This is a genomic window from Mucilaginibacter sp. P4_D1 (assembly GCF_056401935.1).
Genome location: NZ_JBFUIJ010000026.1, coordinates 42,806 through 64,966 on the forward strand (window position 1 = coordinate 42,806; position 22,161 = coordinate 64,966).

Sequence of the window (22,161 nt, forward strand, 5' to 3'; positions counted from 1 at the left end):
TAAGCTGAAGGCCTAAAGCATAAAGCCTTTTGCTTTAAACCTTTGGCTTTATTCTTTTATATTATCAATGTTTTAACTAAAGCATTCTGCTTTCTGCCTTATGCTTTGAGCCTTCAGCTTATCGTTCTATTTTTTTTAAACCGATGGTAAATTTAAAGTTTTTATGGTCGATACCTATAGTATCGGGCACGCCATTTTTATAGCCGGCCATGGTAGCAACGGCAACGGGTTTTCTTTTAGATGATTTTTCCATTCGTAAAAGGGTATCGCCGGCCATATTGGTAATATAATAGTTGGCTCCCTTTTCCTGCGGAAGCACATAATATAGATGGGTACTATCTTTAAGTATGTAATGCTCATGGCTGCCTTCCTGGCGCATTAGTATCAAATCAAAATCTTTTCTTAATGTTTTAATAACAGGGCCTTTATTCATCTGCGGAATGATGGAGTATACTTTAAAGCCACCATCTTTCAGGAATGCGAAATCAAAGAATTTTACGCCCATCTCGCTGGAGAACACAATGCGGGTGCTGCTATCCGGCATTACCTTCATCAGCAGCAGGCCGCTTAAATGATGGCTGGTTACATTGATTTCGGCATTGTATAATACCACTGAAAATTGGGGACGAAATTGGTAGATATGATCAAAATTACCTGCAGCTGGCTTCAGGTTTTTGTAAACCGAAGTGCAGCCCGCCAGGGCAACCAGGCAACTACTTAGCAGCAAAAAGCGCGTCAGGCAGGTTTGCATTGATCTCTTTATTTATAAAGTGAATGGTAGTATTATCGCCGGATGGCTCCTGCATATCAATATTACTTACCGAGTTATCTTTTTTATCAACAGAGATATTAATTGATTTAAAAAAATCTTTGATCCCTTTTGATACTGGTGCCAGTTCAACCAGGTAAGTCCCCTTGTTTTCAAACACCTTTACTTTAAAATCGGGGTTGCTCAGGATTGATCCCTGCACGCAGTCGATAATGATCTTGTTGATTTGCTGGAAGAGTTTGTTGGATTTGGTATTGATTTTATTTTCCTTCTGCTCATCCTTTACCAAAATATTGTCTTTGTTGATGATCATCAGGTATTTGGATGGCTGGGTATATTCCATCCGCACCATGTTATCCTTTTTAAACCAGAATTTTCCTTTAGATGTGATCTTTTCTGATAGCATGCTCAGGTTTTTCTCCTGCACAAAATCACTTTTAATGCTGGTTGTTTTTTGAGCGGTTGCCGTAAATTGGGCTTTAAATGCCGAGAGATCGGTAAGCTGGGTATAACCGGTATGCTGCGCATTGGCGGTAACTGCGGCGGTGATTATGGCTACAGTAAGGAACAGTTTGTTTATTTTCACTACTAAAGGCAATTATTATTTAGATAGACACCGGGGTTGTAAAATGGTTTGATTAACGGTAAGCCTTTATGTCATTGCGAGGGACGAAGCAATCGCGAACTATGTGGTGTGCTATGCATCCGACGAGATTGCCACGCTATCGCTCGCAATGACATAGAGTAGATTCGAGACCTACGAAATTTTAAAAACTTCGTAGGTCTCGTCGAATTTATATTAGTTAACTACTTCTTTGTCTCAATTCCTGACTCTAACCTCTTGATTCTATTCCCTACGCTGCCTGGTTAGCTGTAATATACTCGGCCATGGTACGTACTGATTGAAACACTTTGGGGCCATCTTCGGCTTTTGAAAGTTTAATTTTATAAATGGTTTGCATCAAAACTATCAGCTCCAAAACATCTATCGAATCCAATCCTAATCCATCGGCAAACAACGATTCATCATCGCCGATATCGCCGGGCTTAAGATCTTGCAGGTTTAACTGGTCTATGATCTGTTCTTTCAGATCATTCATTAATTTGTCCATTTTATAATTATACAGGCGAGTTAATTTGCTCGCCTAACTTAATAATTCGTGCTAATTTTTTTATTGCCGTATCATGATGCTTAACATACGGGTTCTCCTTGTCCCACACATACCCTGCCAAAACAGAACAGATCTGGTTTTTGATCTCGGGAACAAAAGTACCCGAAAAAAATATGGTGTCAAGCGTTCCTTCGTACCAGGCATTTACGTACGACCGGAAAACATCCACCCCTTGCATTACCTTTTCGGTGTATTCGGTTTCCCAGTTTATATCTTCGCCGTTTAGCTTGCGGATAACCAATTTAGCTGCATTTTGGCTGGATACGGTTGCCAGCGTAACGCCCGATGAAAAGATAGGATCTAAAAACTCGGTTACATTGCCTGTAAGCACAAAGCCCTCGCCGTGAAAAGTATTGGTGGTGCTGCTCCAGGCTTGTAATATCCTTGGTTCAAAAACAAATTCAACATCCTTAAAGCGCTCGCTCAGGTAGGGCTCTGCTGCAATTAAGCTGCGTAGCTTAGCCTCGTCATCCGCGCCTTCATAACCGGCAAAAAAATCCGGATCGCCTACAAACCCCAATGAAGTTACTCCGCTGGAGAATGGAATGATCCAAATCCAAACGCCGGGTTTATGCACCACGATGGTGATGCGGTTGGGCTCTTCAAACAGGTTGCGCTTTACATCTACAGTATGTGTAAATAAAGCTTTGCGCTGCGGTAGTCCCGATGGTTTATCAAGGTTAAATAACTTGGGTATAACCCGACCATAGCCACTGCCATCAATAATAAACCGGGCCTCAATTTGGGTTTGGTTTCCGTCAAGATCTTCAACAGTTGTTACCGAATCAGATCCGTTAAATTTGATATCGGTAACCGTAGTTTCATAATGTACCGGGATACCCATGATTTCGCAGGTATCAGCCAGGGTTTTATCAAATTCAGAGCGGGGCACCTGCCATGTCCAGTTCCAGCCATCAGTAAACTGATCTGAAAAGAAGTAATCGCAGATAACGCCGTTTTTTACAAACTTGGCTCCGAATTTTTTCTGAAATCCTTTTGCTTCCACTGCTTCAACAAAGCCGGCATCGGTTAATGCTTCCATGCAACGGGGCAGCAGGCTTTCGCCGATTACAAAACGCGGAAATTTTTGCTTCTCGACAATTTTAACTTTAAACCCTGCTTTATTCACAATAGAAGCAGCCACCGTACCCGCCGGGCCGGCACCAATTACCAACACATCAACTTTTTCTGTATTCATCAATTTTACTCTTTTGTGTTCATTATTCTGAGGCCTGATTTCTGTGGTCGGAGGTCTGAGATCTATTTATTGTTTCCGACCTCCGACCACGGGCCCCAGATCTCAGAACCCATATTTCTTCTTCCACTCTTCAAAAAACGCTGGATTGGTTAATTGAAGCATAAAATTATCGCGCTGTAAAAAAACCTGCACGGTTGAACCTGTAACCACTACCTCGCCTGTTGCGGCGTTTAACAGGCGATAGTTAAAATTTAACCGGGCTGCTTCGCTTGGTACATATTCGGTTTCAATAATTACGTTGTCGCCGTACCGCAAAACCTGTTTATATTTACAATCTATACTTACAATAGGGGTTACGTATTGGTTATTGTAAACTGTAAGGTAGTCAATACCGTATGCCTTCCCAAAAGCCTCCCTGCCATCTTCAAAGTAGCGTACATAATGCCCGTGCCACACAATGCCCAGCGAATCAACCTCGCTAAACTTCACACTTATCTCGGTGGCATTTATCAGTGTTTTTTGCAATTCTTCGTTCTGTTTACCGCCAATACATTTATGCCGGCGTCAATTTTGTAAAGAATGAATCTGTTCCTTTACCGGCACAGATCCACCCCTTTTAGTATTTTTTATTTCCAGCTGTTATAATCAGATTTTACATCTTTCATCACGTTTAAAAACGCTTTTGCCCAGTAGTTTTTAAGGCCAAAACCGCCTGGTTTTCCTTCGTAATATTTGGTAAGCAACACCGTTTTTGTTTTCATATCAACAAAGGTTATCCAAACACCGGCTTTATCAATGCCTTTGTTCATGCCGCTCACAAAAAATATGTAGCCAATACCTTCCTTGTTCTGGAAATCATACCCTTTTACAATAGCTGTGATTTTTGCCTCATCCAATAATTTAAAGTCGCTCGGGTTGTCGGTGTAAAGTTTATCAAACTTTGCCTTGGCGTTTGAAGCCTTAGCTACATCAAGCGCATAATCAACAGAACTGTGGTGGATTGATTCGGCCACATCATATTTCTTTTGCTCGGTAACAAAAAGGCGGTTCCATCCTACGGTATAATCGTCTCTGAATTCTTCTGGCTTTATATCGTCTTTTCTGCCGATGCCCATTACCTTGGCTTCAGCCGTACCTATAAATTTTGTTTGTGTAAAATCAAGTCCTAACCAGGTGATTTTGGCACTGCCCGAAAAAATATCGGCTTTGGTACTTTGGGCTACAGCAGGTAAGCTGCTTACAACTGTTAGTAAAAAGGCTATCAGCCATGTGTTTTTTGTAGGTTTCATTTTGTAGATTTAATTTATTTATTGTTGAATTATAAATACTTTCATCTGGCACTGTGCCAATGTTTCTTCCCCACGCTTTACTTTTCCCGATATCAGTGTTACATCAAATATTTGATTATCAATGATAATTTCCGTTTCTAAGATATCATTTATTTTAGGCAAAGAAAATACTTCGAGGTTTTTAATAGCACCAATATAACCTATGGCATCGGCTTTTTCACTGTTTTGGGCCAGGTACCCGGCGCGGGCGGCGGCGGTTTGCGCTATGTTTTCTACCAGCCCTCCTACGCTAAATTCGCCATCTTCAACCAGTACGTTATCTGCTTTTATACAAAACTGGGTGCGGCTGCTTTTCTCATCCGTCCAGGTCAAATGATCTATCATCACAAAAGGAAATTTTTGCGGGATAAGGTCGGGTGTATTGGCAGGTGGTACAAACATATCAGCAGGTTTAATAGGTTTTAACAGTGGTTAAGGTAAAATTAGTAAAAGGTTCGCAGATCAGCATCTGCCGTATTGCCCAATTATTATACCAGTTCCCCGGCGTTCACCTTGGTGTTAACATATTCATAAAAATCCTGGAAAGTGACTATGCCAACAAAATCTTCGGGCTGCACCTTAAAATTGAAATTGCTTTCAATTACAACAACCAAGTCAATATAATCCAGGCTGTCAAGTTCAAGGGTATCTTTCAGGATGGCTTCCGGCGATATTTTCGCCACATCAATTTCAAATTCTTCTGCTAAAAAAGCATTGGTTTTTTCTATAATTTCTAAAAACTGCATAAGGGTAGGTTAATCAATATTTTTTAATAATCAGCGACGAATTTGTTCCGCCAAAGCCAAAAGAGTTCGACAAAAATACGTCGAAATTGCGTTCGATGGTGGTAGTAGCGATATTTAACTTAGCCGAATCCTCGTCGGGGGTTTCGAAGTTAATATTTGGCGCGATGAACGAGTTTTGCATCATCAGCATAGAGTATACAATCTCGCTTGCGCCGGCCATCCAGCACTCGTGGCCTGTCATGGATTTGGTTGAGCTTACCAGCGGCTTGCTGGATCCAAAAACCTCGTGAATAGCTTTAGCCTCGCTGGCATCACCCGCTGGGGTTGATGTGGCATGGGCGTTTATGTAATCAATATCGGCCGCAGTCATACCCGCGTCCTTCAGGGCCATGGCCAGTGAGCGTACCGGGCCGCCAACGGTAGGGTTGGATATGTGGCCGCCGTTTGATGAAAATCCGTAGCCGATAACCTCGCCCAAAATAGTTGCGCCGCGGCGTTGTGCCGATTCCAGGCTTTCTAAAATCACGGTAGCCGCGCCACCGCTTGGCACCAGGCCATCCCGGCTTTTATCAAAGGGGCGCGATGCCTTGGTCGGCGTACTTTCCAATGTCGAGAAAGCCGAAAGTGCATCAAAGCTACCCATCGAAAAATGGTTAAGCTCCTGGGCACCGCCGCAGATAATGCCTTTCTGCAGGCCGCTTTTAATGAGATGATAGCCCAGGCCGATGGCGTGTGAGCCGCTGGCACAAGCTGCGCTAACGGTAAGGTTGATGCCTTTTAATTTGAATATGGTGGCCAGGTTCATGCTCACGGTGGAGTTCATGGTTTGGAAAACCGCTCCTGAGCCTACCAGCATAGTGTCTTTTTTTACGCGGATGATATCGGTACAATCAATAACCGGTTTGGCCGAACTATCGTTACCGTAAAGGATGCCTATTTCGTTTTGATCAAGGTAATCCATATCGATGCCGGCCTGGGCCAGGGCCTCAATGGTGGCCATATAGGCATACTCGCCCTGTTCGGGCAACATAATGCGCGAACGCCTGTCGAGCTTTTCTTTTAAGTTGGGCCTGTCAACAAAGCCGGTTAAGCCAGACCTGTAACCAAACTCCTTGCGCATAGAATCAAGCAGGATTCCCGATTTGCCGTGGAAAAGCGAGTCTCTCACCTCGTCCTGGGTTTTCCCAATGCACGAGTAAATCCCCATCCCTGTAATCACAACTCTATTCATAACGCTAATACCGGCTTAATCAATTAACAAATACCTTTAAAACTAAATAAAATTATTTAATCCCGAAATATTAATGTGCATGTTTATATGAACAAATGATTAATTATGAATACAAACCGCCATTAACAGAAATCACCTCGGCTGTGATGTAGGAAGCTTCGGGCGATGCTAAAAAGCCCACCACGCTGGCCACTTCTTCGGGGGTGCCAAAGCGTTTAATAGGTATCATGGATTTAAGCTCTTTTTCATCCAAACCTTCGGTCATATCTGTTTTAATAAAGCCAGGGGCAACGGCATTAACGGTAACACCGCGGCGGGCAATTTCCTGCGCCAGTGCCTTGGTTGCGCCAATTACACCAGCCTTGGCGGCCGAGTAATTAACCTGGCCGGGCAAGCCTTTTAAGCCCGATAAAGATACCACATTGATAATGCGGCCATATTTTTTAACCAGCATACCGTTTAAAACAGCCTGGGTTACATAAAAAAAGCCCCCTAAACTGGTGTTTAATACGCTGTCCCACTGTTCATCTTTCATCCACATCATCAGGGTATCATCCTTAATGCCGGCATTATTTACCAGCACTTCAATATATTTTTCGGTATTGGTTTCAACCCAGCCGCCCAATACGGCGCGGATATCTTCCTTGCTGGCTACGTCGAATTTCATAACCTCGCCATCACCGCCGTTTTCTTTAATTGCAGCTAAAGTATTGTTGGCTTCTGCCTGGTTGCTTTTATAATTAATAAGCACGTAGTACCCCATATTGGCCAGTTTATAGCAGACGGCGCGGCCTATTCCTCTTGATCCGCCTGTTACTAATGCGCATTTCATATTCTGATCTGTTAATTGTTGCCTGAGTATCTGCTTGTAATTATAAAATATGGGAATTTCTCTTTTTAATCAGGTGCACATGTTCCGCTTTTTCAAAGTATTGCTTCACGTTCACGATATCCTTATACTTTGGCTTATCCTCAATAAATTTAGGGAATATAGCCCGCAGATCGGTATAAACGGTATGGGTTGTCGGTGATAGCTTTTCGCTGCAATCCAGGTGATCGATAGCTTGTAAAATAGCCATCATTTGTATGGCCAGCACTTCAAAAGTATTATCTATAACGCGCTTGGTCATTAATGCCGCGTTGCAGCCCATGCTTACAATATCCTGGTTGTCATTATTGTTAGGAATACTGTGCAGGTACATTGGGTACGATAGGGTCTGGTTCTCGGCGGTGGTTGATGTAGCCGTAAACTGCATACCCTGCATCCCAAAGTTAAAACCCAGCACGCCCAGGTTAACAAAAGGCGGAAATTTATGGTTTAGCTTCTCGTTAAGCAGATAGTTTAATTGCCTTTCGGAAAGCATACACAATTTGGTAATAGCTATTTTCAGTTTATCCATAGCCAGGGAAACATAATCGCCATGGAAATTACCGCCATGGAAAATGTTTTTGGCTTCATGATCAATAACCGGGTTGTCATTTACCGAGTTCAATTCATCAGTAACAACGCGCTCCACTTCAAAAATGGTATCGTAAACGGGCCCCAAAACCTGGGTTACGCAGCGTAGGGAATAGTATTCCTGCACCTTGTCCAAAAACACTTCCTGGTTAAGGTTATCGGGGTTATATAAGTGTTCGGACCGGTCGCGGATCATTTTGCTGCCGGTAAGTACATCGCGCATAATGGCGGCTACTTCGTTTTGGCCGCGGTGGTGTTTTACCACATTTAGCTCGTAAGAGTAATGGTCATCAAAAGCCTGCACCACTTCGTTTATCATAGACGATAGTACGATTGACCATTCCAGCAGTTTTTTGGCCTGGATAATGTTTACCATACCAATACCCGTCATGGCCGATGTGCCATTGATAATGGCAAGGCCTTCGCGGATTTTTATAGATAGCGGCTCGATGCCCAGTTCTTTAAACAATTCGGCAGTGTCGTGCTGCTCGCCTTTGTAACTTGATTCGCCTTCGCCAATTAAAACCAGCGCCAGATGGGCCAGTTGCACTAAATCGCCGGATGCGCCTACACCGCCATGTTCAAATACATTGGGTGCAACATTTTTATTAATTAATTGGGTAAGCAGCTCGGGCAAATCGGTGTGCACGCCCGAACGGGCCTGCATAAAGCTGTTCAGCCTGGCAATCATCAGGGCTTTAACCAGCAGGGGCTGCATTAAATTACCACCACCCGAAGCATGGCTGCGGATAAGGTTGTATTGTAACTGCAGCAAATTTTCTTCGCTCACCTTATACTGGGCCATTGGCCCGAAACCGGTGTTAATGCCGTATATGAGCTTGTTTGAAGAGAAACCCTGCAAAAACTGGTAATTAACCTCAACATTCTTAACAACCGATGCATCCAAGCCAACTTCCTCGCCATCAAACAAAATCTTAGAAAAATCATCGGCAGTAAGGTACCGCGCCCCTATATGTATCATGAACTAAAATTATTATATTAAAAAAGAAACTTCATTAAAAATTCACACAAAAAACGTCCGAAAATAGGATAAATATTTCAGATATGATACTATTTAAGTTCTTTATTGATGCCCCACCAAAAGCAAATACCATATATAAATAACCGCCCCAAGGTTATTAAACCGTTTATGTAAATACGCAGACGATAGAAGTATTCAAAACGTTACAGGGACATTAATCAGGGTACTTTGGGCGAAGTTATTAACCGGATCCACTAGAGCCTACTCCCTGTAAGTGTGTATTGGCGGTTTTAACATCAAACATTTCAATGGTTTTCAGGTTTAAAAATTGGCCCTGTGTTTTAAGGGCCCTGATAAGTAGTTGAAGTTTAATATTTTTCAATCCTGATAGTGCAGCAAAACAATATAAACAACCGGTTTTACTTCGTATTTAAAATTTTATTATTGCCCGCATTGATAGCTGTACAAGGCTATGTTTATGGGCAGGAAGTAGTACCCCACGATACCCTGAAAACAGATTCAATAAAACATCATGCCGATTCGGTGAAGTTTCAGAAAAAAGCCAATGATATTTCAAAACAGTATGATTTTGGCAACCTGGTAACAGATGTTTTACACCCCAAAAAGAAGCCCGATTCTGTTTTCAAAAAGCCTTCGGGCATAACAGTTATTCCCAATATCGCTTCTAACCCCAGTATTGGGTTTCAGCTGGGCATAAAGGCCGTGGCAGGGCGTAAATTAGGAGGCGACCCGAATACGCTATTATCGGTTGCGGCAACTTCAGTATCGTATACTACAAAAGGCATTCTTTATTTTTACATCAATCATAATCTTTATACTCCAGGTAACAAGTGGAATTTTCAGGGTAACATAGTGGCGGCCAAAAGCGTTACGCCCGATTATGGCTTAGGGATAGGCCTGCCCGATCCGGGAGGCAGCGCAGCCGACCAGGCGCTTGTTAATGCCAACCGTAAAGGCCGCGCATATCATTCCATATATTTAAACCTGCGCGAAAAGGTTTACAAGGAAGTAGAGAAAAACCTGTTTGTAGGCGCCGGGGTGTCATTTGACATCCGTACCAAAATTCAGGACAAGGCAGATACCACCAACCATTTAACCCCATATAATATTTATAGTGACGAGCACGGATTTAAGCGGGACAGTTACCGGGCCGATGGTTTGCTTTTTAACGTTCAGTACACCACCCGAGATAATCAGAACCGTGCTTATAAAGGAATTTATGCAGATGCCGGTTTCCGGGTTAACCAAATCTGGATGGGCAGTACCAAAAGCGCGGTACAGTTTACTACCGATTTCAGGAAGTATTTTAGCTTGTCGTCAGAAAACCCGGAGCATGTTATTGCCTTTTGGAATTGGGGTTCGTACCTGATTAGCGGCGATATACCCTATCTTGAATTGCCCGGTACGGCCAAAGATGGCAGTTTCCGCAGCGGCCGGGGCTATACTACCGGTTATTTTAAGGGTACCAGGTTTAACTACAGCGAAGTGGAATACCGCTTCCCTATCCTCAAAAACAAATTTATAAGCGGGGTTGCTTTTTTTAACGAGCAAACCGCCAATGACGAAGCCGGGACCAAACTGTTCCAAAAATTTCAGCCCGGTGGCGGCGGTGGTTTGCGGGTGCTGTTTAACAAAGCTACCAGGACCAATTTATGCCTCGACTATGCCTTTGGCAAGTTTGGCTCAAAAGGCTTCTTTTTGGGTTTGAACGAGGCTTTTTAGGGGTTTTACCACACCATTTCTGTCATCCTGGGCAATGAAGGATCTGCCGGTAATTCATAACCGTATATAGTTTCCAGATATTTAGCGCGATGAAGCAAAAAACGGCGCTGTCATCAGCAGCTTATCGAAGGATAGTACTTAGAGCCCCTTCCCGTTAGGTTTTGACGACCTACTCATCACATGTTGTAAGCCCTTTGCCTACGAAGCTTTAAAAACTTTAGTCTCTCGCCGATTTTCGTTCTTCCCCCATTAAAAATTAATTTCAATCCTACTGACATAGGGCTGTCATTCGCTACCGGTAATTTTGTTAAAAATTAAAACAGAAAATCATGAGAAGCTTCGATTCGCAAAAAATCAAAACGATACCAGATGATTATACATCAATAACGCCATGGATCATATCGCCATCATCCGCCAGTTTAATTGCGTTTTTGGTAGCCGCATTTGATGCCCAAGAAGTTCCAAATAGCAGGATTACCAATAATAAAGGCGTAATTATACATGTGGTAGTGAAAATTGGAGACGCCTTGGTTATGTTATTTGATTCAAGAACCGACTGGGCATCAACGCCGTCGTTTTTGAATTTGTATGTGGACGATGTTGAAAACGCCTATCAAAAAGCTTTACAACTGGGGGCTAAATCGGTTACCGACATAACTACGCTTTATTTTGGAGAAAAGGTTTGCCGGGTTTTAGATCCCTTTGGTAACCTTTGGTGGATTAACCAACGCGTTGAAGAAGTTGATTTTACCAATCCGGTAGAAATTGCCCAAAGAGCATCAACCCCTGAAGCGATAGAGGGGATTGCCTATATTCAAAAATCGTTAGATGGAGCCCTGAAATCCCAGAAAAGGTTTTTTGAAAACAAAGCTGCACACTAAAAACAAAAGCGGGAGACTTACAAATCTCCCGCTTTGTAATCGATGCACTTCATCGATTATATCATTGTGCCTTTTTTACCAAAAAACGTTTCCTGAGCCATTCGCGAACAGGTTCATCATACAATTTAAGGCAGGCATAAGCAATGGCTATGCTGCTAACCAGCACTACCGAGCCAATGCAAAGGCTGTAGCCCATGGGCACTTTATTATCAATAACCCAGGCGGTGTACCAATAAATTAAAGGGTAGTGGGTTATATAAATGGGATAAGAAATATCGCCAAAAAACTTACACACTTTGGTGGCTGTTTTGCCGGTTAGCTCGCCGCCGGCCCCAATGGCAACAATAAGCGGGAACATGATAATAATCACAAACGCTTCGTATAAACCGTTCATCCAAAGCTGTCCTGTGCCGCCAATTCTGGGGATAGCAAGTACAATAAAAACAAGTATGCTACATACCGCAAATGCGCTTTTAATGTGGATAAGCTTTCCTAAGCGAGAAAGCAGCACCCCGGCAAAAAACGGGTAGAGCAATCGTATAAAGCCTATGCTCATTTGCTGTTTATTGATACTCCAGCCACCTATAACATCGCCCTGCGGCCCTGTTACCAGGTAGTTGATAAGCAAGCCGGCAAATAAGGCCACAAATATGGCAAGTACTGTTTTTGAAAAGTGGCGTACAATTACCGCGTACAAAATATTGGCTATGTACTCAAAAAACAGCGACCAGGCAGGCCCATCCAGCGGGTGCATTTCCTGCCATCCGCGAATGTCCATCGATATAGGTATCGGGATTAGTGTACAACCAATCACCATAACCAAAAGCATTTTCCAAACCGGCGTTGCGCTTATTAGCGGGAACACCGTTGGCGATGCCTGCAAATAAAAAAATATGGCACCAATGATACTTCCCATAATAACCATTGGTTGTAAACGTACCAGCCTGCGCTTATAAAACTCCCATTGACTCATTTTGCCCCAACGGTCATCATAAGCATAAGCAACAACGAAGCCCGATAGCAGGAAAAAGAAATCGACAGCCAGGTAGCCGTGATTAATGATCTGGGCAAAGCGACTGCCACCATTGTTGGCCTCCAGAATGTGGAAGGTTACCACTAACAGGGCGGCTACACCGCGCAGTCCGTCTAAAATTTTATAATGGCTTTTTGATTCGAGGTACGCAGGAGTTTGGGTCATTAGTTTAAAAGTGTTAAAGGTTTTGTATGGCTTTGGCTGTGCCAACGCGGCACGAATTATAAATATGCTTTATTTTATTTAAATACAAGAAGAAATGTAATGTTATAACCGGTTTATTGAACAGGGGCAACCCTATGCGTTTTTGTGACGCAATGATAAATAAAACTTTTAAATTGACAATAAGGCTAAACGATGTTGTTTTGCACGCGATGAAAAGAAAGTTGGCTTCAATAAACCAAAGCATAAAAGTTCGTTTGCTTCGGGCCTGTTTTTTTTGACGTTTTAAACAAAGCAGTTTGATGTTTTAAACAAACCTGTTTTTCCCTGACGCCGTTAGTTTTGTCTTGAAAATAAAATCAAAAAACGATGAACTTAAAAGACAATTATAACGGAGCCCTACAGCAACCGCTCCAATCAGGGTTTAATGCAACATCTACTGTTCATGATGTTATAAAAGGGATTGACCTTAATGGCAAAACCGCCATTGTTACCGGCGGTTACGCTGGCATTGGCCTCCAAACAGTAAAAACACTGGCTGCGGCCGGCGCAACGGTAATTGTACCAGCCCGCGATAGCAGTAAAGCCGCTAATAACTTAAAGGGAACGGCCAACATAATAATTGAAGAAATGGACTTACAGCAGCCGGAATCCATCGATGCGTTCGCAGCAAAATTCCTCGCGGTTCATGGTACTCTGCATATCCTTATTAACAATGCCGGCATTATGTGGGTGCCACTGCAACGGGACGGGCGGGGATATGAGTCACAGCTATCTACCAACCATTTGGGTCATTTTCAGTTAACGGCCAGGCTTTGGCCCGCTTTGCGTAAAGCAAATGGCGCGCGGGTGCTTAATGTATCTTCTTTTGGCCACCAAATTGCTCCGTTCAATTTTGACGATCCCAATTTTATCAACCGTGATTATGAAACGTTACAGGGTTACGGCCAATCCAAATCGGCCAATAATCTTTTCGCGGTAGAGCTTGACCACCGGGGCGAGGCTTTTAATGTGCGCGCTTTTTCGGCACATCCCGGTTCGGTAATCGGCACCGACCTGGGCCGCGTAGCCCCTATGGCTTTATTTCAGCAAATGGGCACCCATGACCAGGACGGTAACATTAAGCCAGAAGTGGCAGCCAAACTTAAAAATGTTGATCAGGGTGCTGCTACTTCGGTTTGGTGCGCTACCAGCCCGCAATTAAATGGCATAGGCGGTGTTTATTGTGAAGATGCCGATGTGGCCGAACTTGACGAGGGAAATATTAATCATGACTACAGCGATCCTTCATCCCTGAGGGGTGTAAAACCATACTCGGTAAATGCCGAAAATGCAGGAAAGCTGTGGGCATTGAGCGAAGAAATGACAGGGGTATTATTTAGGGCTGATTGATAGTGGTATCCATTACCAGACCGGCCAAAGGAGAGTGACAGGCAAAAGGCTTAAAGTTGCAAAAACGTAAGTCTGGGATTTTCCAACACAAAAACATTGACCTTGAACGCAGGCTAAGACTTCCCCGTTTTTTACCCCCGCATGACGGTGTCGGGAGGCTATTGTTTAGCCAAAGTCATATCTGCCTTAGGGTCTCGCATTGCTGCGGGGTTTAGGTTTAAATTTGTGGTATGAGTTTAAAAACATTGGATAAGCTGGCTTATTCGGTACTGGATTTGGCTACCGTGGTTGAGGGGCACCCTATTGCGGATACCTACAGGTTGAGCCTGCAAAACGCCCGGCGGGCCGAGCAGTTGGGCTATACGCGTTACTGGTTTGCCGAGCATCATAATATGATTGCGGTGGCAAGTTCGGCCACATCGTTACTGATTGGGTATGTGGCGGGCAATACGCAAAGCATCCGCGTGGGTTCGGGCGGTATTATGCTGCCCAATCATTCACCGCTGGTGGTGGCCGAGCAGTTTGGCACCCTGGCCACCCTATACCCCAACCGGATTGACCTTGGCCTTGGCCGCGCCCCAGGCACCGACCAGGTAACCGCCATGGCCATCAGGGGCGAGAACATGAACGCGTCGTTTCACTTCCCCCGGGATGTGGAGGCGCTGCAAAAATATTTTTCGGCAGATAATGCCGATGCCAAAGTTCGCGCCATTCCCGGCGAGGGGCTGGAGGTGCCGATATGGATATTAGGATCGAGCACGGATAGCGCCCGGCTTGCTGCGGCCAAGGGCTTGCCTTATGCCTTCGCCAGTCACTTTGCGCCGGCCTACTTTAAAGAGGCCATTAAAATATACCGGGATAACTTTAAACCTTCGGCAGTGTTGCAGGAGCCTTACGTAATGGCCTGCGTAAACGTAGTAGCCGCCGATACCGACGAGGAAGCCGAATACCTGGCCACCAGCGTTAAGCAAATGTTTATGGGCATTGTTACCGGCAAACGCCGCCTGCTGCAACCCCCGGTTGAAAGCATGGCCCACATCTGGAACGTGTTTGAAGAGGAAGCCGTAATGCAGATGCTGGCCTACTCGTTCATAGGCAGCAAGCAAAAAATAACCGCCGCGCTAACCGACTTTGTGGCAGAAAACGGGGTAGACGAAATTATGGCAACATCGCATATTTACGATAGTGAAGCGAAGCTGAAATCGTACAGGTTGTTTGCGGAAGTGGTGAAGGGGTGAGTTGTGAGTTTTGAGTGGTGAGTGGGAAGAATAAGTGAAGCCAGTCTCTTTTCTAACAGACCGGCTTCACGTTCAAAAGTCTTAACTCTTGATTCTTGACTCTTGCTTCTCCCCCTAAGCGTTAGCCAAAGCCCTATCCAAATGCGTGTAGCCGCCGTCGACGTATACCAGTTGGCCGGTGGTATGGCTGGATATGGGCGAGAGCAGGAAGGCGGTAGTGTTGGCCAGCTCTTCGGCGGTGGTCATGCGGTTGCCCAGGGGGATTTTTGATTGAATTTCTTTGAGCTTGGCTTCCGGGTCGGTCATTTTGTTTAGCCAGGTTTCGTACAGCGGGGTCCAGCACTCGGCCACTACAACGGCGTTTACACGGATCCCGTATTTCAACAGCTCTACAGCCCACTCGCGGGTTAAGGCATTACGCCCGCCGTTTGCCGCCGCGTATCCCGAGGTGTGACCCTGGCCGGTGTCGGCAGTTTTGGAGGTAATGTTGACGATAGCGCCTTTGGATTTGATCAACTCGGGCAGCGCGTAATGGGCCATCAGGTAATAGTGCACCACATTTTTATGCAGTGACGCGATGAAGGCCTCGTAGTTACCGTCTTCCAGGCCTACACCGTCGTTTACACCAGCGTTATTTACCAGGCCATCTATGCGGCCATATTTGGCTACGGTGGCGGTAATGGCATTTTCATTGGCCTTAGGGTTGGTAAGTTCGGCAGCAACCTGGAATGCCCGGCCACCGGCGGCTTCAATTTCATGAACCACTTTAAGGTTATCGGCCTCGCTGCGGCCTATAATAACCGGGATGGCGCCCTCGGCAGCCAAAACTTTAACAATTCCCTCGCCTATGCCTTTTGCGCCGCCTGTTACTATAATTACTTTATCTGTAAGTTGTAAATTCATGGTATATGGGTATTCGTTATAAAAATTGATTTGCTAGTGGGATACGGTAAGTTTCACCTCTTTTACTTTTAAGTTGCGCATGGCAAAGTAAAAAACAAACAAAAAGCAGGCCGCCGGTACCAGGTACGCAATCTGGATATTGGTCATATCAGATAGTTTGCCCATTATTGGCGGGAAAATAGCACCGCCTACTATAGCCATGATTACCAGTGATGAACCCTCTTTGGTTTTGGCCCCCAATCCGCGGATACTTAACGAGAATATAGTAGGGAACATGATCGACATAAAAAACTCTACCCCAATTAACGCGTAAACCGGGAACTTACCGTGTAAAAACACCGAAAGCACAATAAGCGCTACATTGGTGATACCATAAATAGCCAGCAGTTTTACGGGGTTGATGAATGACATCAGGAAAGTGCCAATAAACCGGCCTGCCAGAAAAGCGAAAAGGGCCATTGTAAGGTAATTATTGGCCGCTGCCTCATCTACGCCCGCTACCCTTTCAGAAAAACGGATCAGAAAACTTCCTACACAGGCCTGCCCGCCTACATAAAAAAATTGCGCTACTACCCCAAACCTTAAACCCTTTTCGTTCAATAAGTCGGCAATACGCTCCAAAAAAGTGCGGTCTTCGTGCTGTGACAGGCCTTCGCCTTCTTCAACAATTTCGGGCAAATGCGTACGCCATAACAGGATAGCCACTATAAGCACTGTAACTGCGATGATCAGGAAGGGCAATTGTACGGATGAAGCCTCTTTATTTAAATAGTTATTCAGTTGTAATGATGACATGCCCTTCTCCTGGTCGGGCGTAAGTACTTTGCCCGATAGTATGGCCTTGCCTCCTAAATAAGATGCCAATACCGCTGCAAGACCGTTAAACGTTTGTGCAAAGTTGATACGCTGCGTAGCGCTATCCGGATCCCCTAACACGCTGATGTATGGATTGGCAGCAGTTTCTAAAAAGGCAGCACCCGAAAATATGATGAACAGCGCCCCCAGGAAAAACGCGTAGTTACGCACAATTGATGCCGGGAAAAACAGGAATGCACCAACCGAAAAAAGTATTAAACCAAACAGGATGCCCCCTTTATAACCATAACGTTTCATAAACTGGGCAGCTGGTATGGGCAGCAAAAAGTAAGCAAAATACGCTGCAGAATCTACCAGTGATGATTGCAGATCACTTAGCTGGCAGGCCTTTTTTAAGTGCGGTATCAGTATCGGGTTAAGATTTAACGCAAATCCCCAGATAAAGAACAGGGATGTTATTAAGACCACAGCAAGCGTATTTTTATTTTTTGACATAATTGGGTTTTGTTATAATTGGTTTATCGGGATGCTTTTATTTTAATGCTGATGTAATGTCTTTTATTGAAACTCCCAGGGTTTTCAGGGCGATGGTATTAAGCGCCTTTTCATCACCGGTAAAGTGGAATACGCTGTGTTTGTGCGCCAGCTTTTGGCCGGGTTTTAAAAAAGCGGGGGGCGATACGCTTTCAATTTCGTAAAAAGGACCCATTTGTTTGCCATCTGCCAGCGGGCCATCGTTATAGGCATTCACCGCATCGCCGCTGAAGGGGGCGGTATCGGTTTTCCATTCCTGGTTAAGGTATTTGGCGCTGCTGTCGATATCAAAAACGGTGATGGTTAGCACCCGGTTACTGGCATCATAGCTGCCGGCTACGTTTTTGGCCCGGTTTGGCGGGATGCCCAGTTTGCCGCGCGATTTGCCATCGGCCTTAAACAACAGGATGCCTTTGTTGTAGTTGACGCGGTCTTTAGCAATCTCGCCAAAATAATTGGTGGTGGCAACCTTGCCTGTTGCGCTATCAATGTAAGGTACCACAATAACTGTTTTGGGCGATGGGGTAAACATATCCAGGTTCCAGAGGCAGGGGGCGCCGGTGGTTTCGTTCCAGGCTGTTCTGCCGGTGTTGGTAATGGTATTTATAGTACTGAAGCCAACCATTTTTATGGTGGAATCCGGGCTGATGCCCAACAACTGGTTAATCACTTCCGGTTCCAGGATCTCGATGTCCCTGTCGAGTTTGATATCCAGCTGCGTGCCCGCATAGTTTTGCAGCCGGGTAGCTTTGCTCATAGATACCCTGGTATCCGACGAGGAAACCAGTTGCCAGCTTTCATTATCAACCGCGGCCGGGGTATGCCAGTTATCAAAATCCATTTTGGTACCCGGTTTAAAGAACAGCGAGAACCTGCCTCCCTCGGGGCCAAGCCAAAGCCTGTCTTCGCCGCCAAAAGCGTTCATATGCGGGTCGGGTTGTTTCAGGTCGAAGGTTTCGTATTTTATCCAGCCAAAACTTTTCCCAAAGGTAATCCCATCAGCTGTTGATGTAAACACCTTGGCCTGGTATTTTGGCGAAACCAGGATTGCGCTATTTAAGTCTTTCGTAATTAAAAGAATAAGACCTTTATCGTGTTTTTCTAAAAAGAGATGATCATAACGGAATTCTCCGGGTAAGGCATCCGGCATTCGCATGGTGCAGGAATTAAGGCTTGCAGCTATCAGCATAAAATAAGCTATCTTCAAATTCCTCATTGGCTTACTTATGTTTTGGGTTAATGCCGATGGTGTTGATCATAGTGCCGATGTGGTCTATCGTAATATAAACCTCATCGCCCTGCTGCAAAGTAAACGTTGGCGGCGGCACCAGGCAGGTACCCGTCATGAGGTAACAGCCCTGCGGAAAATCGCACTCGGCATATAAATAGCCCACCAGTTCGGTAAAAGAGCGTTTTATGCGCGATATGGTGGTTTCATCCTGATACACCGCGGCGCCGTCGCTTTTGATAAGCAGTTTGATGGCCGAATCAGCAGGCAATGGCTCTGCACTTACATATAAGCATGGGCCGAGCGCGGCACTTTTTTCGTAGATTTTGGCTTGTGGCAGGTACAAGGCATTTTCGCCCTCAATACTGCGCGAACTCATATCGTTGCCGATGGTATAGCCCTGGATATTGCCTTTGCTGTTGATGTACAGTGTTAGCTCGGGTTYGGGCACGTTCCATTCCGAATCTTTGCGGATGTACACCTCTCCGCCATGGCCGCTCACCCTGTAGTGCGTGGCTTTAAAAAACAGTTCGGGCCTTGCGGCATCATAAACCTTATCGTATAAACTGGCACCGCCCGAGCTTTCTGATTCTTCCATCCGGGCGTCGCGACTTTTTAAATAGGTTACGCCGGCAGCCCAAACCTCCTGCGTGCCAATGGGCGGCAGCGCCTGGCTGTTGGTAAATTCCTGGTGTACACCGGCAGTTAACGGCGTAGTATCGTCGATAACGGATTGCAGGTAGGCGGCCAGGTTATCGCGGTTTACCAGTTTATCCCAGCTGTCATCAATAATGTAAGCGGCACCTTCATGCTCCAGCAGGATGCCTTTGGCAATTTTGTATAGCTTCATCAGTTTACTTCAAGTTCGTCGCGCGACGGTAATTTGGGGAATGGGTTAGTTGGGCCGGTCTGGTACCAAAACACGGTAGATGCAATATCGTCCTGCAAAGGCATATACCGCCCATCGTGTCGCCAGCCCAGTGCCTGGATGGTTACTTTCAGGCTTTTTTCAAACCTGATGGGATCAACAATATGCCAGCGGTATAGGCCAAAGCGCTGGGCTACGGTATAGTGGCCGTCGCCGCCAATTACCTGGGCAAGGCCGCTGTAGGGCGTATTAAATTCGGTGTATTCGGTTTCGTTCTTCTCTTTGCCGTTGGCGTCCTTGTGGCGGGTATCAAAGTCATATGATCCGCAAAAATAATCCTCGGTACCGGTGCCGTTTATAGTAGGGAATTTGGTATCGCCATCCATAAAAAACTTAATCTCGCCCTCGCCCCACCAGCCGTTTTTGTGGCTGCCATAGGCTAAATAAGTGCCCACATACTGTCCCTTGCCTACAATACTATCCACCAAAACATAATCTTTTTTATAGGGCAGGGGATTGGTACGGCGAAACTGCGCATGAAAGTAACCCGCATCATCCGGAATATCTGTAAGCGTATAATCAACCTGGTAATAGAGCACCATATCGTTATCATCAATATTTTCCATGGTGATGCGGCATTTTTTGCGGAATGGCATAGGCCAGTAGCAGTTAAAAGCACTGCCCGGGTTAACAGCCACGGCTAAACTGGCGAGGGGCGAATACTTACCCCAGCCCATGCAAAAAAAGTCGCCAACGGGTACCTCAACAGATGGGGTGGTTTCGTCGTCCCAGTAAAAGCGAAGGATGCTGTAGCGCCAGTTGCCTGTAGGCGTCATCCAGATGTGCTGAATGGCACCACTTTCGTTAATTTCGGCAATGGTAAATGTGGTGTGTTTTTTGATCACTACACTTGGGCTCACCTTCCAGGTTTGACCCAAATCGCGCGATGCGTTACCTCCAGTACCGGTAGTGGCCATACCGCCCTTACCTTTTTCACCATTAAAATTCTCCGGACTTATCGACCGGGTTTTGGCATCGCTGGTGCGGTACAGGTTGCCCAGGCCAACATCAAGGCCATTAAACTTTTTTTGGGCAAACGCGGCTGGTGATGCCAGCAAAACAAACATCCAGCTAAACAATAACAAAACATAATTTTTCATCTTAAAAACATAGGTTATTTGTTAGTAAAAAATCAATAATGCATCAATTGGTAAAATGCAATACCTTATTTATTTGCTGTAACGCTTGCTTTATGCACAATAAGCCCAAAGCCGGTCACAATCATAAAGATAATTTTTTTTATTACAACCTGCTTTATTAGCATAAACTTCAAGGATATTAGCATGGGGACTAATCCACGCAAAATCTTTCCGTGCCAGGCTCAGGCATGCCAATAAAGCCCACCTTTTTCATTCTTGCAGTTGCGATAATTATGCAAGATAGCCTGACCAATCCTGATAATTGTAAAGAGTGTTGTTTTATCCCTTACAACCGTGAAAAGCTTTGTGGATTTTGGATAATTGCAGATAGCCTGACCGGGTTTAAAAGTTTCTTTTCCTTAAGTAAAACGTTCAAATTTTATATTTTCAATAATTATTGAAAATATAAAATAAACTATATCTTTGTGTCATCAATCAGGAATAGTAAAAACCCGCAACAATGAAAACGCTTAATAACCACATGATCCTTTTCGATGCCGAATGTCCCATGTGTAGTGTTTATACCAAAGCCTTTGTAAAAACCGGCATGCTTGATGATGGCGGCAGGGCTGCTTACCAAACCATGCCCCAAAACACCTGCCCGGTTTATGACAGGCAAAGGGCAGTTAACGAAATTGCCCTCATTAACCTTAAAAGCGGCGAGGTTACTTATGGTATCAAAAGCCTGTTTAAAATACTGGGCAACGCCTGGCCCATATTTACCCCTTTGTTTGCTTTTAAACCTTTTATTTGGCTCATGAGCAAGATTTACGCTTTTATCTCCTACAACAGGAGGGTAATTATTCCGCCTGTTCATGAGGCCACGGATTTTGCTTACAAACCTTCTTTTAAACTCCATTACCGAATAGTTTATCTGCTGTTTACCTGGTTTTGTACCGCGTTTATATTAACCCGCTACGCGAATTTGCTGGTGGGCATGGTACCGCCGGGCAATGCTTACCGCGAATACCTCATTTGCGGCGGGCAGGTATTGGTACAAGGTGTTGTGATCGGCATTTACGCTAAAGACAAAATCTGGACTTACATGGGCAACATGATGACCATATCTTTTGCAGGTAGTTTGCTATTGCTTATCCCGCTTGCTGTTAACCATTGGTTTCATCCCGGGCCATTGATTTGTACGTTGTTCTTTGTAGGAGTGGCCGGGCTGATGTTTTTGGAGCATATTCGCCGTACAAAACTGCTGCAATTGGGCTGGGTAATGACCATCAGCTGGGTAACTTACCGTGTTGTTTTATTGATTCTTATCCTAAACTGA

General features: G+C 44.9%; 22 protein-coding genes. 5 read left to right on the plus strand and 17 right to left on the minus strand.

Annotated elements, in window-relative coordinates:
* Positions 1–118 precede the first annotated feature (118 nt).
* From lolB2 to flxA, 11 genes are all read right to left on the minus strand, one after another.
* Positions 119–751 carry a flexirubin biosynthesis protein LolB2 gene (lolB2, locus tag AC1DV1_RS19960; RefSeq protein WP_477362457.1) on the minus strand — a complete coding sequence of 211 codons (633 nt, stop codon included), beginning with the start codon at positions 749–751 and terminating at the stop codon, positions 119–121.
* Positions 714–1,355, minus strand: coding sequence for a flexirubin biosynthesis/transport protein LolA2 (gene lolA2 / locus AC1DV1_RS19965; RefSeq protein ID WP_477362459.1), 642 nt, complete (start codon positions 1,353–1,355; stop codon positions 714–716). Before lolA2 ends, lolB2 begins: the two co-directional genes overlap by 38 nt.
* A 268-nt stretch (positions 1,356–1,623) precedes the next feature.
* Complete coding sequence (locus AC1DV1_RS19970; protein WP_090638092.1) at positions 1,624–1,881, minus strand: phosphopantetheine-binding protein; 258 nt, start codon at positions 1,879–1,881, stop codon at positions 1,624–1,626.
* Between the two features lie 7 nt (positions 1,882–1,888).
* Entirely contained in the window at positions 1,889–3,139 is a 1,251-nt protein-coding gene (locus AC1DV1_RS19975; RefSeq protein ID WP_477362461.1) for an NAD(P)/FAD-dependent oxidoreductase, read from the minus strand.
* Between the two features lie 102 nt (positions 3,140–3,241).
* A complete protein-coding gene (locus AC1DV1_RS19980; RefSeq protein WP_477362463.1) occupies positions 3,242–3,664 on the minus strand; it encodes an acyl-CoA thioesterase in 423 nt (140 codons plus the stop codon).
* 101 nt (positions 3,665–3,765) lie between these two features.
* Positions 3,766–4,428: a hypothetical protein gene (locus tag AC1DV1_RS19985; RefSeq protein ID WP_477362465.1), complete on the minus strand. Its 663-nt coding sequence runs from the start codon at positions 4,426–4,428 to the stop codon at positions 3,766–3,768.
* An 18-nt stretch (positions 4,429–4,446) separates the two neighbouring features.
* On the minus strand, positions 4,447–4,869 hold the full coding sequence (locus AC1DV1_RS19990) for a hotdog family protein (protein WP_477362467.1): 423 nt from the start codon (positions 4,867–4,869) through the stop codon (positions 4,447–4,449).
* Between the two features lie 86 nt (positions 4,870–4,955).
* Positions 4,956–5,213 (minus strand): phosphopantetheine-binding protein, encoded by a 258-nt coding sequence (locus AC1DV1_RS19995; protein WP_477362469.1) that lies wholly within the window; start codon positions 5,211–5,213, stop codon positions 4,956–4,958.
* A gap of 13 nt (positions 5,214–5,226) precedes the next feature.
* Positions 5,227–6,444 (minus strand): beta-ketoacyl-[acyl-carrier-protein] synthase family protein, encoded by a 1,218-nt coding sequence (locus AC1DV1_RS20000; RefSeq protein WP_477362471.1) that lies wholly within the window; start codon positions 6,442–6,444, stop codon positions 5,227–5,229.
* 103 nt (positions 6,445–6,547) lie between these two features.
* Entirely contained in the window at positions 6,548–7,276 is a 729-nt protein-coding gene (flxB, locus tag AC1DV1_RS20005) for a flexirubin biosynthesis SDR family reductase FlxB (protein ID WP_477362473.1), read from the minus strand.
* Positions 7,277–7,316: 40 nt separating this feature from the next.
* Entirely contained in the window at positions 7,317–8,885 is a 1,569-nt protein-coding gene (gene flxA / locus AC1DV1_RS20010) for a flexirubin biosynthesis tyrosine ammonia-lyase FlxA (RefSeq protein WP_477362475.1), read from the minus strand.
* A 444-nt stretch (positions 8,886–9,329) separates the two neighbouring features.
* On the opposite strand from flxA, the gene AC1DV1_RS20015 reads away from it, so the two are divergent.
* Both AC1DV1_RS20015 and AC1DV1_RS20020 read left to right on the plus strand, forming a co-directional pair.
* Complete coding sequence (locus AC1DV1_RS20015) at positions 9,330–10,628, plus strand: BamA/TamA family outer membrane protein (protein ID WP_477362477.1); 1,299 nt, start codon at positions 9,330–9,332, stop codon at positions 10,626–10,628.
* A gap of 329 nt (positions 10,629–10,957) precedes the next feature.
* A complete protein-coding gene (locus tag AC1DV1_RS20020) occupies positions 10,958–11,509 on the plus strand; it encodes a VOC family protein (RefSeq protein ID WP_477362479.1) in 552 nt (183 codons plus the stop codon).
* Between the two features lie 61 nt (positions 11,510–11,570).
* Here AC1DV1_RS20020 and AC1DV1_RS20025 read toward each other — a convergent pair whose 3' ends face one another.
* Positions 11,571–12,707: an acyltransferase family protein gene (locus AC1DV1_RS20025; protein ID WP_477362481.1), complete on the minus strand. Its 1,137-nt coding sequence runs from the start codon at positions 12,705–12,707 to the stop codon at positions 11,571–11,573.
* A 366-nt stretch (positions 12,708–13,073) separates the two neighbouring features.
* Between AC1DV1_RS20025 and AC1DV1_RS20030 the strand changes: the two genes are divergently transcribed.
* Positions 13,074–14,096 (plus strand): SDR family NAD(P)-dependent oxidoreductase, encoded by a 1,023-nt coding sequence (locus tag AC1DV1_RS20030; protein ID WP_477362483.1) that lies wholly within the window; start codon positions 13,074–13,076, stop codon positions 14,094–14,096.
* 230 nt (positions 14,097–14,326) lie between these two features.
* Positions 14,327–15,334: an LLM class flavin-dependent oxidoreductase gene (locus AC1DV1_RS20035; protein WP_477362485.1), complete on the plus strand. Its 1,008-nt coding sequence runs from the start codon at positions 14,327–14,329 to the stop codon at positions 15,332–15,334.
* A gap of 114 nt (positions 15,335–15,448) precedes the next feature.
* Here AC1DV1_RS20035 and AC1DV1_RS20040 read toward each other — a convergent pair whose 3' ends face one another.
* From AC1DV1_RS20040 to AC1DV1_RS20060, 5 genes are read right to left on the minus strand one after another with little or no spacing between them, the layout of a single operon-like run.
* The gene (locus tag AC1DV1_RS20040; RefSeq protein WP_477362487.1) at positions 15,449–16,237 is read right to left on the minus strand and encodes an SDR family oxidoreductase; all 789 of its coding nucleotides are present in this window, start codon (positions 16,235–16,237) and stop codon (positions 15,449–15,451) included.
* Positions 16,238–16,270: 33 nt separating this feature from the next.
* Entirely contained in the window at positions 16,271–17,548 is a 1,278-nt protein-coding gene (gene fucP / locus AC1DV1_RS20045) for an L-fucose:H+ symporter permease (RefSeq protein ID WP_477362489.1), read from the minus strand.
* Positions 17,549–17,585: 37 nt separating this feature from the next.
* Positions 17,586–18,803 carry a DUF6786 family protein gene (locus AC1DV1_RS20050; RefSeq protein WP_477362491.1) on the minus strand — a complete coding sequence of 406 codons (1,218 nt, stop codon included), beginning with the start codon at positions 18,801–18,803 and terminating at the stop codon, positions 17,586–17,588.
* Positions 18,804–18,807: 4 nt separating this feature from the next.
* Entirely contained in the window at positions 18,808–19,665 is an 858-nt protein-coding gene (locus tag AC1DV1_RS20055) for a fumarylacetoacetate hydrolase family protein (protein ID WP_477362493.1), read from the minus strand.
* Complete coding sequence (locus AC1DV1_RS20060) at positions 19,665–20,843, minus strand: glycoside hydrolase family 172 protein (protein WP_477362495.1); 1,179 nt, start codon at positions 20,841–20,843, stop codon at positions 19,665–19,667. Before AC1DV1_RS20060 ends, AC1DV1_RS20055 begins: the two co-directional genes overlap by 1 nt.
* A gap of 499 nt (positions 20,844–21,342) precedes the next feature.
* On the opposite strand from AC1DV1_RS20060, the gene AC1DV1_RS20065 reads away from it, so the two are divergent.
* Positions 21,343–22,161 carry a thiol-disulfide oxidoreductase DCC family protein gene (locus AC1DV1_RS20065; protein ID WP_477362497.1) on the plus strand — a complete coding sequence of 273 codons (819 nt, stop codon included), beginning with the start codon at positions 21,343–21,345 and terminating at the stop codon, positions 22,159–22,161.